This is a genomic window from Paraburkholderia sp. JHI869 (assembly GCF_038900775.1).
Taxonomy (GTDB): Bacteria; Pseudomonadota; Gammaproteobacteria; order Burkholderiales; family Burkholderiaceae; genus Paraburkholderia.
In genome coordinates, this window is the sequence record NZ_JAYMSC010000067.1 from 1 (window position 1) to 12,003 (window position 12,003).

The following is a 12,003-nucleotide window of genomic DNA, read 5'->3' on the forward strand; positions in this document are numbered from 1 at the left end:
AATCACCCGCAGACCCAGTCGCCACAAGGCTTTCGCCTCAAGCTTCCCGTCTCCCCGCGCCTTCATCGAAAGCGCGAAAGACCGGAATTCTAGTCATGCAAGTGACATCTTGCAAGCGGTTTTTTGACGCTCGTGAAATTCGCAGAAACGCGTAAACGAGAACGCCTCAAACGTGGCGTTGCATGACGCGTTCGACGAGTTGCAGATAGTGGTCGAGATCCGGCGTCGGCTTACCGGCCACTTTCGCGACATCGTCCCAGCGGCGCAGGCGCACCGCGTCTTCGGCGTGCGGACGCGCAGCGAAATCGCGCGCTTCATCTGCGTTGAAGATGCCGCCCTGCAATTCAAGGCTGCGCACGGAGTCCGCGGAGAGGCAGCCGAAATACGCCTCATCGACTGCGCAGAGGTAGCGCTTCGCATCCACGTGCAAGCGGATCGGTTCCAGCACGCTATCGGGCAACACAGGCCGCAGGAACGGCAACGCAAAGTACTGGTGCAGATCGTCGATGCCGCGTTCGGTCGGCGTTTCGCCCTGACGATTGAGCAAGTGACCCAGATCGTGCAGGAACGCCGCCGCCGTAAGCTCTTCGCTCGCGCCCTCTTCTTCTGCCAGCGCGCCGCTTTGCAGCGCGTGCTCCAGCTGCGTGACCGGCTCGCCGCTATAGGCCAACGCGCCGTACGTCTCGTACAGCCCACGAATATCCGCGAGGCTCAGTGCCATCTTCTTCCACTCCTCTATTACATGAGTACGGCGACGGCCCATACCGGGCCGCCACCTATCGTTCCTACCGCTCCTGGTCGCCGCAGGATTCGCGCATGCGATTGGCGGATTCATCGGCGTCACGCGACGCGAGCGCGCTCAATAGCGCCCGATGCCCCGCGTACGACGCGTCCATTGCGCTATGCGCCGGCGCCGCACGCTGCGTTGAGAGCCGCAATTCGCTCACGGTTCCCTCATAGGTCTCTCGCAGTCTGGCGTTGCCCGCCGCTGCGAAGAGCGACGCGCGAAACGCATCGCGCGCTTGCACGAAGTCCTCTCCCTTTTCCGCGACCACCGCGTCCCGCATCGCGTTGAGGTGCTCGCGCAGCTCGGCGACCTGCGCCGCGTCGATGCGCGGCGCCAGCAGCCGGCAGGCCGCTTCGCGCAGCGCGGCGCACACTACGCCCAGTTCCTGGGCCTCCGCCGCGCCGACGCTTCGCACGAACACGCCGCGATGTTTCTCGTTGCGCACGAGGCCCGCCTGCTCCAGCGCGCGAAACGCTTCGCGCACAGGTCCTCGCGACACAGCGAGGCGAGCGGCCCAGTCGGCTTCGTTGAGCTTGTCGCCGGGTGCGAGCAGGCCCGCCGCGATGCGCCGCTCGATCTCGTCGCGCACGAGCGCCGTGAGCGAATGCTGGCGCACCATGGCAAGCGGCGTCGTGTCGGACAACGCCAGCGGATCGCGAGGTATCTCGCCCGCAGCGCTATTCGCCCGCTCTTCGCTCATCGTATCTTGCACGTCGTGCCTTGCCCGTCTGTTGCGCGCCTGCGGCGCATCGAACCGCATGGCATCCACCCGTTCAGTCCGCCCGCCGGCGCGGCACCCGCGCCGCGATCAGCAGCAGCGCCGCCAGCGAGACGAGCAACAGGACCAGCGAGAGCGCCGAAGCCGGCAGGTAATACCCGCGCTCGACTGCCCCCACCACGACGATCGGCACCGTCGCAAAGCCTGGCGGATACACCGTGAGCGTCGCGCCCAGTTCGCCGAGCGACAGCGCGAAGCCGAGCGCAAGACTCGCGCGGATTGCCGGCACGAGCTGCGGCAGCACCACGCGACGCAGCACCATCGAAGGCGGCGCACCGAGACTCGCTGCCGCTTCGCGCAGCACGGTCAGCTCGGGACGCAGCGCTGCCGACGCGCATCGATAGCAGAACGGCAACACGAGCGCGAGCTGCACGAACACGACGATCGCAGCCGAACTCGACAGATCCACAGGCGCCTTGTGATAGGCGATCAGCACCGCGAGGCCGAGCACCACGCTCGGCACGCCGTTGGGCACCATCGCGAGCGTGTCGACGACCGCGCCCAGGCCGCGCCGGTCGCGCCCTTCGAGCGCGAGTGCGAGCCACAGACCGAGCGACGTGCCGAGCACCGCCACGCCGAAGCCGACTTCGAGACTCGTTGCGAGCGCATCGAAGTCGCTGGAGCCGAGGCGTTCGAACCAGCGCGTGCTGAAACCGTCGGGCAGGATCGTGCCCGACCAGTGCGACGCGACGCTCGACAGCGCGACGACAATCACCGGCAATACGAAAAGCCAGAAGCACAGCAGCGCAGCGAAGCCGAGCAGTGCCGCGCTGGCAAAGCGCGAGAAAAGGCTGCGCTCGACGGGCCGCGCACGAAGATGCTTGGGCGGCAGTGCGATACGGTCGGAACCTGCGACAGGGTTAGTTGACATTGCGCGCGCCTCCATGACTGCGGCGATTCACGCGCCGATACAGCGCATACAGGGAAAGCGACATCGCGAGCATGACGACGGCGCCAGCGGCCGCCGTCGGCAGATCGAGGTCGACCGTTGCCGAGCTGTAGATCGCCACCGGAAGCGTAATGAGGTGCGCGCTGCCGAGCACGAGCAGAATGCCGAACTCGTTGAACGTCAGCAGAAAGCACAGGATCGTGCCCGCCGCGATACCCGGCCACGCGAGCGGCAAGATCACACGCAGGGCGACCATCCGGCTATTCGCACCGAGACTGCGAGCCGCTTCGATCAGGCGCATGTCGAGCAGCGCAAACGCGGCGAGCGTCGGGCGCACGACGAACGGCGCGTAGAACACCACTTCCGCGAGCACCACGCCGCCGATGCCGAACAGGAAATCGAGCGGCGGCGCCTGCAAATGAAAGAGCCGCTGCAGCCCGATGCTCACGGAGCCTTGCGAGCCGTAAAGAAAAATCAGCGTGAACGCGACGAGAAACGACGGGAACGCCACGAACAGTTCCAGAAAGCGCGTGACAAGGCTCGCGCCCGGAAACGGCTTGAAGAACAGCAGCGCGGCGAGCGCGACGCCAAGCACCGAAGCGAGACCCGCACTGAGGAACAGAATCCACAGCGTCGTGGCGATCACGCCGCGCGAATCGGGATTCCCGAAGAAGGCCTCGTACGCGTGGAAGCTCAGGCCATGCGCGCCGGTCAGGCTCAGCAATACGAGCCGCACGAGCGGATAAACCACGAGCGGCCCGAGCACGAACACGAGCAGAAACGCGATATGCCATTGTGCGCGCCGCTCGCGGCGGCGCACGGCAGCCGCGTGCGCTTCGGAGCCTGGCAGAGCCCGCGCGGAATCAGGGGTTGATAAGGACGACATCGTCAGCCTCGTAACGCAGGGACACGCGCATGCCTTTCGTCGGCATCATGCCGTGGCCGCGTTGCATGGTGACGAGCACCGGTTCGGTCGGCATCGCGTCGAGCAGCACCGGCACCGAGAGCACCGAGCCATACCACTCGACCGATTCGATCGTGCCGTGCAGCGAGCCTTCGCCGAGCGGCACGATGCGCAGACTTTCAGGGCGCAGACACGCGAGCTTGTCGCGCACGTCGTGGCGCGCGTCGCCGAGCGGGAACGCGAGGTTCGGCGGCAGCAGGTTCGCCGCGCCCAGATAACGGGCCACGTAGGCGTCGTTCGGCGTGTCGTAGAGTTCCTGCGGCGTGCCGAGCTGCGCGATGTGGCCGTCGCGCATCAGCAGCGTGCGGTCGGAGAGCACGAGTGCGTCGTCCTGATCGTGCGTCACGCACACGATCGTCAGATCGGGCAGACGTTCGTGCAGCGCCTTCAATTCGGAGCGCACCGAAGCGCGCAGATTGGCGTCGAGCGCGGAAAGCGGCTCGTCGAGCAGGAGCACGTCCGGCTCGATCACGAGCGCACGCGCGAGCGCCACGCGCTGCTGCATGCCGCCCGAGAGTTGCGCGGGCATGATGTGCCCCGCGTCGCCGAGTTGCACGAGCTTGAGCGCGTCGGCCACGCGTCGCGCGATATCGCGCGACGGCACGCGGCGCGCCTTCAGCCCGAACGCGACGTTCTCGAACACCGAGAGATGCGGAAAGAGCGCGTAGCTCTGGAACAGCAGACCCAGGTTGCGCTGATGCGGCGGCACATGAGTCAGGTCGCGGCCCGCTACGGTGAGCGAACCCGCAAGTCCATCGGCTTCGATAAAGCCGGCGATGAAACGCAGCAATGTGGTCTTGCCGCAGCCGCTGCGGCCCAGCACGGTAAGCAGTTCGCCCCGACGGATCGTGAGCGACAGATCGTCGAGGACGGTGCGCGTGCCGAAGCGCACGCTCAGGTGGTCGATTTGCACGCCAGCGGCGCCGGGCGCGTCCGTGGCATCGGTCAGTCCGGACACATCCGGCAGCGCGCGGGCCATGCCGGCCGGCGCGAGGCTTGCGGTATTCACCGGGTTCATCTCCTATCGCCCAGAGTTGGCGCTTTAGCGCCTTACTCTGGTCCTATGCAAAGCTGCACAGGTGACACTCAGGTATTACTCAGGTCTTGCCAAATGGCGCACCGCGGCCGCTCTCGCGACCGCGGTGGCAACCGCTTGATCGCTGCTTACTTCGGCTTCACGACTTCGAGCTGCTTGCCCGACGAGCCGATCACTTCGTTCTTCCAGCGCGTCGTCCAGTCGGCCTTCTTCGCCATCACCTGGTTCCAGTCCACCGGAATCAGCTTCACGCCCTTGATGGCCTGCTTGACCGCTTCGCCGTTCTTGCCCGTGAGCGCCACGTCCGTGCGGGCCGGAATGCCGAAGATGTCCGGCACCTTCGACTGTACGTCCGTCGACATCAGGTAGTCGATCAGCTTCTTGCCTTCAGCCTGGTTCGGACCGCTCTTGATCAGGCCAATTGCGTACGGCAGCTGGAACGTCGTCGGATGGCCGCCAGCGTCGGCCGCGAGGAAAATCGGCTTGAGCGAGAGGCCGCCGTTGGCTGCGTCGTCGAGGTCCATCTGCAGGTCGCCGTTGGCGACCGCGATTTCGTTACGCGAGAGCAGCACGTCGAGGTAGCCCGTGCCCTTGGTGTGGAACTTCGCGCTCTGCTCGAGCTTCTTGAGGTAGTCGAACGCCTTGTCTTCGCCCATCAGCGAAGTCGTGAGGATGATCACGGCCATGCCGTCGCCGGCCGTAGCCGGGTTCGAGTAAGCGACCTTGCCCGAATAGTCTGGGTGCAGCAGGTCAGCAAACGTCTTCGGCTCGTTCTTCACGACATCGGGGTTGATGGCGAACGAGAAGTAGTTGTTCACGAACGTCGCCCACGAACCGTCGGTCGCCTTCGCGATCGCCGGCACGTTCTTGTAGTTCACGCTCTGGTACGGCTGGAGCAGACCGCTTTGCTGCGCCTGCTGAATGAACGGCGGCAGCGTGACGATCACGTCGGCCTTCGGCGAGTCCTTCTCGACGTTCGCGCGGTTCACCACTTCGCCGCTGCCCGCCGTCACGATGTTGACCTTCACGCCTTCCTTCTTTTCGAAGGCCGGCAGCACGTCCTTGTAGAGATTTTCGAGGCCGTCGGCCGTGTACAGCACGACGGCGTCGGCGGCGTGCGCGCTCGCGGCTGCACCCAGCAGCGCCGCGGCGGCCGCGATCGGCAGCAGCTTGCGTACAAAACCCGCGCGATGGGAATTCGTGTGGTTCATGTCACTCTCCGAAGGCAAAACCAGATGCTCGGGATACCCGATGCGTTTGTGATTGAATGGATCGGACTGGGTTGAACAATCCGAACTTCGGCGGACTGCGCCGCCTGTCATTTCCCGCCTCGCGGTGGTCTCGCGTCGCGGATTGCAGATTGTCTACAATCCAACGCTTTCCACCTGAACCGGCCGGCCCGGCGAAAGCGCGGAATTGCCGCTCGCCTCGCTTGCCGGCCCGTCTGGTCGGGCCCCGCAAGAATCACAGGTTTTGATGACATGCGCATGACGATTGTGGCGTTTGTCAAAAAATTCCACAATTCGCCAATATTCGACAAGCCACATATGCGTGCTGATTGTGCCGCTCACGCGTTGGGGGCGGGCATGCGAATGTGTAAACGGGCAAAGACAAACGCGGCGTGCGCTGCGTTGCGCCGCAATAAGACTCAGGCGATCACAAGCTCAGGCCCGCGCGCCGTGATGGCTCGCGCGACGCTCTTTTCGGGCGCCAGTTCGGTGATGACGTAGCGCGCCTGCTCGAAGCCGTTAATGCGCACGGGCGTCACGCGCCCGAACTTCGAATGGTCGGCGACGACGATCGCGCAGGCCGTGGCCGCGAGCATGCGGCTGCGCACCTCGGCGACCATGCGCGAGTAGTCGGTGAGCCAGCCGTCGGCAGTGATGCCGCCCGCGCCGACGAACGCGAAATCGGCGTGGTATTGGGCCAGTTGCTGCACGGTGTCGAGGCCGAAGGTCGCTTCCTCATGGTCGGACAGCTCGCCGCCCAGCAGCGTGACTCGGTTCTCGTTGCGGCGGCCAAGCAACAGCGCGATGCGCCAGTCGTTGGTATAGACCGTGAGCCGATGGCGGTCCATGAGCGCGCGCGCAAGCGCGTGCGTGGTGCTGCCGGAATCGATGATGACCGAGGCGCCGTCGGGCACGAACTCCGCCGCGCGTTCGCCGATCGCTCGCTTGGCGCTCGCGTTGGCGGCTTCGCGCACGTCGAGATCGGGCTCGCGGCGATCGCTGGAGAGCGCGCCGCCGTGAGTCGTGACGAGCAGCCCGCGCTCCGCGAGCGTATTGAGGTCGCGCCGGATCGTCTCGCGCGAGACGCGGAGTTCGCGCACGAGATCCGCCACTGAAAGCGCGCCCGTCCGGTTCACTTGCGAGAGGATGTATTGGTGACGTTGTTCTGCGAGCATCTCGGTGGGCGCGGGTCGTGAGTTCGGAAAAGCCGCCGTATTGTATTACGCATGCGCAGAACGAGCCTGCGCTGCCATCGCAGGCGCATCCCTGCTAATCTCGTGGGGACCGCGCGCTCACGCGACGCTCGCTTTGCCGACCATTGGAATTCATGCGTTCACGTCTTCGTCAATTGCGTCTGCTGTTTTGTGCACTGCGTTATGGCTTCAGGCTGATCTGGCTCGCAGCGCCCGAGCACCACAAGCTGCACTGGTTCCTCACGCTCGCCTCGAACCTGCACGGCGACCCGCGTCTCGCCTCGCGCCTTCATGGTTCGCTGCCGCGTCTCGCGCCGCTCGCCGCGGCTTTCGCGCAAACGCTCGCCACGCGCCCCGACCTCGCGGGCGCGACCTTGCACGACGCGATCGACTCCATCGAGCATTTCGAAGAACCCCTCGCGGGCGAGGCACTCGACACCACGCTGCGCGCCGCGCTCGGCAAGCCGCCCGAAGCCGTGTTCTCGTGGCTCGACCCCACGCCGGCCCACAACGGCTGGTGCGAACAGACGCACATCGCGCGGCTCGCGCTGCCGGTGAACGGTCGCCAGATGATCACGCTGCGGGTGCTGCGCGTGAAACAGGTCGAGGAAGTCGACGACGACGCCGCGCTCCTGTGCGCCGTAGCCCGCTGGATCGAGCGCTTTTCGCGTGCCGCGCGCAAGCTGCAGTTGCACGCGCTCGCACTGTCGCTGCGAGAAGATCTGCAGCGCCGCTTCGACCTGCGCGCCCAGGCGGCGAATCTGAGCCAGAGCGGCCATCAGCTCGGCGACGACCCGCGCATCGTCGTGCCCGACGTGATCTGGGACCTCTGCACCCCGCAAACGATCGCAGTGCAGCACATCGACACCGTGCGCGCGACCGATATTGCCGGGCTTGCCGAGCACCATATCAACGTCACGCAGGTCGCGGCGCATCTGATCGAAGTGGTCACCCGCCAGGCATTCGAGCACGGCTTCTTCCATGCGGCCCTCGACGCCAGCCGGGTCGCGGTGAGCGTCGAGCCCGAAACGCGCGGCCGCCTCGTGCTCGCCGGCGCGGCGCTGATGACGAGCCTTTCGTCGCCTGAGCGCGAATTCTTCGTGCATGGCGCGACGGCTTTGTTCGAACAGGACTACGGCCGGCTCGCGACGCTGCACCATGTGGCGGGCCACGTGCCCACGCACGCGCGCACCGAACAGATCGAGGCCGAATTGCGCACGCGCAGCGAAGCGCATTTCGCGAGCGACACCGACGAGCGCAGCGCGGGGGCGCTGTTCCACCATCTGCTGCATTCGGTGCAGCCGTTCGGGGGCGAAGTCTCGCCGCGCCTCGTCGCGGCGCAGCGCGCGTTCGGCCAGGCCGAGACGCTGGCCCGCTCGATTCATCCGGGCGTGGACGCGTGGGGCATTGCGCGGCACACCCTCGCCGACATCGCGCGGCAAGATCTCGGCCACCACGGCTGGATCCGGCGACTCTCGCAGGAATTGCCGCACCTCGCACAAATCGCACCGCGTGTGCCGCAAATGGTGTTCCGTTTCCTCGAGCACCACGCGAAGACTGGGCACGGTCCCGCTGCGGGACAGGCTGCGCAGCAGGCCGCGTTGGTCGATGCGTGGCGCCGCGAACATCGGCGCACGCGCGCGCTGCTGCTCGCCTGCGCGGTCTGCGGCGGCTTGATCGGCGTGACCGCTGTGTTGTTTGGAAGCTAGTTGCGGCCAGCCTGTCCGGTTATGCGTGGTTTGCATTTGCTGGATTGGCACGGGCTAGGCGGTTAGTTGCGTTCGATGCGGCAGGCGTCTGGGCGCCAGTGCAGTCCTGAACAAGACCGCGACCCACCCGTTGCGCGATACTCCGAGCCTTTCGTGTTTCTCCGGGCGTAGCGTCAGCGCGCGCCCTCTTCGACACCGATGCTCGCCACCCTCGCCCCTGCCATTTTCGTCATCCTGTGGTCGACAGGTTTCGTCGTCGCGCGCGCCATTGCGCCCTACGCCGATCCCAACCTCTTCCTGCTGGCGCGCTTCACGGGCACGGCTGTACTGTTCACGATCGTCGCGTTGGCAATGCGCGCGCCCTGGCCGCGCGGACGCGAAATCGGCAAGCATCTCTTCGCTGGCGCACTCCTGCAAGGCGTGTATCTGGGCGCAGGCTACTGGGCGGTCGCGCAGGGCTTGAGCGCGGGCGTGATGGCGCTCCTCGGCGCGCTCCAGCCGCTCCTGACGGCCGCCATCGCGGCACGCATGTTCGGCGAGCGCCTGCCGCCGCGGCGCTGGTCGGGCATGTCGCTCGGCCTCGTCGGCGTCGTGCTCGTGCTGAGTCCGAAGCTGTACGCCGCCATGCACGCCGCTGGTGGCGCGATCGCAGACGCCGCTGCCGCTGCGGCTAGCCCGCATATGCACGCTCACGCGGATCCCCTGCTCGTGGTGGTGGTCGCGGTGGTATCGGTCGGATCGATCACGGCGGGCACGCTTTACCAGAAGACGTCGCTCGCGCAAGCCGACATTCGCAGCGCGAGCGCCGTGCAGAACCTGGGCGCGGCGATCGTCGCCGCCGTGCTTGCGCTCGTGCTCGGCGAGACGCGCTGGATCGCCACGCCTACCCTGTGGTTCTCGCTGGCGTGGGGCATTGCGATGCTTTCTGGCGCAGGCGTGACGCTGCTCGTGTGGATGGTGCGCCATGGCGACGCCGCCCGCGCCACGGCGCTGCTCTTTCTCGCGCCGCCGCTCGCGGCGCTCGAAAGCTGGCTGCTGTTCGGCGAAACGCTCACGCCCATGCAGATGGCGGGCTTCGGCGTCGCGCTTGCGGGCGTGCTGATTGCGCGGCGCGCCTAGCGGCCGCGCGCTCGCCTGGTTACGCGCTCAGTCAGCCATATCAGTCAGCCGTGTCGGCGCCGGCCGGCACCTTCGCACGCGCCTTGCCGCCGGGCGCCGGCGACCACGCAGGGCGCGTCTTGCGCTCCGAATCGACCACGACGATGAAGCGTCCCGCCCACGGCGTGATCTCGCGGTCCGAGTGAAGCACCCAAAGCGACTTGCCCTCGTCGATCAGCGCCTGGTATTCGGCGTCGATGATGCCGTAATGGTCAATGAACGCGTTGAGCGTCGCCGGAATCCGCACGCAGCCCTTCGAGTGACGGATGCCGAGCAGCGGCTCGAGGCGGTCGGGGTCGGTGGCATGCATCTGGAAGCGCATCTGCGAATAGCCGCCCTTGCCCCAGCCGCGCTCGCCATCCACCCAGCCGAGGTCGTAGATGCGCATATCGCGCTTGCCGTAGCCACGAATGTTGTTCTGATTCATGGTGCCTTCCGCGCGGAAGTCCATGTTCTGCGGCGTGTGCTCGAACACGCCGAGCGGCGTCAAGAAGTGGTCGAACTCGCCGGGGCGCCCCGTCGCGACCGGCGACGCGCCGATCATGAGCCACGGCTCATCAGGCATGGCCCGGAAGTAGATGAAGAGCGCCTGCACGTTCGCGCTGCGATCGACGAGGATGACGAACTCCCCCGCCAGCGCGCCGAGGTCCTTTTCTTCGAGCGCCGCCTGGAGGCGCTGGCCGTAGGCGCGCTGGTCCGCGAGCGGCACGTGCAGGCGCCGGTTGACGTCGCGCGCAAAGCGCTTGCGCATTTCGAGTGCGCCGCGCGTTTCCTCTGCGGCTTCCTGGGATGTGAGCATCCGGTGTACGGGCAGCACGAGCGCGGGAGGCGCGGAGGCGGCCACCGCGGCGGAGGCCGCGGAAGCTGCGGATGCTGCGGATGCTGCCGACGCAACAGAAGCGGCTGAAGCCACCGAAGCAGGCGCCGTCACGGAAGCAGCCGAAGCCGCCTTGGCAACCGCTGGAGCCGCGGATGCGCCCGAAGCCGCCGGCTTCGACGCGGCATGCGCCGGCGCACTGCGCACGGCGCCCGAGACAACATGCGCGCCGGAAGCCGTCACACTGTCCGCGGCGTAAGCAGCGCTTGCCGCCCACGAAGCGCAAAACGAGGCGCACAGCGCGGCCGCTGCTGCCCGGCGCGCCTGCGCGCCAAGCCACTGCGTTCTATGATGCGGAAGGTTCGCGGCGACGCCCCGAGCGCCGCCGTGCACGCGAGCGCTCATGCGCCGCGAAATATTGTCGTTCATCGTGAGTCCGGCCGATTGTGCGTCTTGTCTGAAGTCGGATACGTCGGGCGCCGTGCCGTGCGGCGTCGCTGACAGCGCCACGACCACCCGACATTAGACCAGACAACGCAGACCGCGCGCGTATGTAGCGTGCGCAGCCAATCAAGGAACCGCCCATGCCCGCCAAACCGGATACCCGTGCCGACCGCCTCGCCCGCCAGCAACGCATCATCGCCGAACTCAACGTCGCCGGGCGCTTCGACGCCCAAGCCGAAATCGAACACCGTGTGCGCTTTCTCGCGCAGCGCCTCAAGGCGAGCGGGCTGCAGACGCTCGTGCTGGGCATCAGCGGCGGCATCGACTCCGCAACGGCCGGGCGCCTTGCGCAACTGAGCGTCGAAAGCCTGCGTGCGCAGGGCGAGACGTGGGCACGCTTCATCGCGATGCGACTGCCCTATGGCACCCAGCGCGACGAAGCGGACGCCGCCGCCGCGCTCGCCTTCATCGCCGCGGACGAAACCCTGACCGTGGACATGCGCCCCGCCGCCGACGCAATGCTCGCTTCGCTCACAGCGGGCGGCCTCGCCTTCGCCGACGAAGGTGAGCAGGACAAGGTTCACGGCAACATCAAGGCGCGCGAGCGGATGATCGCGCAGTACGCGGTGGCCGGCGCACGGGCGGGCCTCGTGATCGGCACGGATCACGCGGCGGAATCGCTGATGGGCTTTTTCACGAAGTTTGGCGACGGCGGCGCCGACGTGCTGCCGCTCGCGGGCCTGAACAAGCGGCGCGTACGCGCGCTTGCGCGGGCGCTGGGTGCGCCGGCCGCGCTGGTGGAGAAAACGCCCACCGCGGATCTGGAAACGTTGCGTCCGCTCCATCCTGACGAAGACGCCTACGGGATCGGTTACGACGAGATCGATGACTTTCTGGAAGGCAAACCGGTGAGCGAACGCGCGTACGAAACGATCTTTCGCTTCTACGGAGCGACACGGCACAAGCGGGCGCTGCCCTATACCCCGTACGACGCTGCCG

General features: G+C 66.7%; 11 protein-coding genes. 3 read left to right on the top strand and 8 right to left on the bottom strand.

The features are described from left to right. Nucleotides 1-166 precede the first annotated feature (166 nt). The 7 genes from VSR72_RS43555 to VSR72_RS43585 form a co-directional block, all read right to left on the bottom strand. Nucleotides 167-721 (bottom strand): phosphonate degradation HD-domain oxygenase, encoded by a 555-nt coding sequence (locus VSR72_RS43555; RefSeq protein WP_342958349.1) that lies wholly within the window; start codon nt 719-721, stop codon nt 167-169. A gap of 64 nt (nt 722-785) precedes the next feature. Beyond that, entirely contained in the window at nt 786-1,487 is a 702-nt protein-coding gene (locus VSR72_RS43560; protein WP_342958350.1) for a GntR family transcriptional regulator, read from the bottom strand. A 73-nt stretch (nt 1,488-1,560) separates the two neighbouring features. Beyond that, nucleotides 1,561-2,436, bottom strand: coding sequence for a 2-aminoethylphosphonate ABC transport system, membrane component PhnV (gene phnV / locus VSR72_RS43565; protein WP_342958351.1), 876 nt, complete (start codon nt 2,434-2,436; stop codon nt 1,561-1,563). Beyond that, nucleotides 2,426-3,340 carry a 2-aminoethylphosphonate ABC transporter permease subunit gene (locus VSR72_RS43570; protein ID WP_342958352.1) on the bottom strand — a complete coding sequence of 305 codons (915 nt, stop codon included), beginning with the start codon at nt 3,338-3,340 and terminating at the stop codon, nt 2,426-2,428. The genes phnV and VSR72_RS43570 overlap by 11 nt, the downstream gene beginning before the upstream one ends. Continuing rightward, entirely contained in the window at nt 3,318-4,427 is a 1,110-nt protein-coding gene (gene phnT / locus VSR72_RS43575) for a 2-aminoethylphosphonate ABC transport system ATP-binding subunit PhnT (protein ID WP_342958353.1), read from the bottom strand. Before phnT ends, VSR72_RS43570 begins: the two co-directional genes overlap by 23 nt. A 155-nt stretch (nt 4,428-4,582) precedes the next feature. Continuing rightward, nucleotides 4,583-5,665 carry a 2-aminoethylphosphonate ABC transporter substrate-binding protein gene (gene phnS, locus VSR72_RS43580; RefSeq protein ID WP_342958354.1) on the bottom strand — a complete coding sequence of 361 codons (1,083 nt, stop codon included), beginning with the start codon at nt 5,663-5,665 and terminating at the stop codon, nt 4,583-4,585. A 437-nt stretch (nt 5,666-6,102) separates the two neighbouring features. Further along, nucleotides 6,103-6,858, bottom strand: coding sequence for a DeoR/GlpR family DNA-binding transcription regulator (locus VSR72_RS43585; RefSeq protein ID WP_342958355.1), 756 nt, complete (start codon nt 6,856-6,858; stop codon nt 6,103-6,105). A 152-nt stretch (nt 6,859-7,010) separates the two neighbouring features. Here VSR72_RS43585 and VSR72_RS43590 point away from each other — a divergent pair, with 152 nt between their 5' ends. Beyond that, entirely contained in the window at nt 7,011-8,585 is a 1,575-nt protein-coding gene (locus VSR72_RS43590; RefSeq protein WP_342958356.1) for an AarF/UbiB family protein, read from the top strand. Between the two features lie 198 nt (nt 8,586-8,783). Continuing rightward, on the top strand, nt 8,784-9,704 hold the full coding sequence (locus VSR72_RS43595) for a DMT family transporter (protein ID WP_342958357.1): 921 nt from the start codon (nt 8,784-8,786) through the stop codon (nt 9,702-9,704). A 40-nt stretch (nt 9,705-9,744) separates the two neighbouring features. On the opposite strand, the gene VSR72_RS43600 is transcribed toward VSR72_RS43595, so the two are convergent. Next, on the bottom strand, nt 9,745-10,989 hold the full coding sequence (locus tag VSR72_RS43600) for a L,D-transpeptidase (protein ID WP_342958358.1): 1,245 nt from the start codon (nt 10,987-10,989) through the stop codon (nt 9,745-9,747). Nucleotides 10,990-11,144: 155 nt separating this feature from the next. On the opposite strand from VSR72_RS43600, the gene nadE reads away from it, so the two are divergent. Beyond that, on the top strand, nt 11,145-12,003 hold an 859-nt coding region (gene nadE / locus VSR72_RS43605), incomplete at its 3' end, for an ammonia-dependent NAD(+) synthetase (protein ID WP_342958359.1).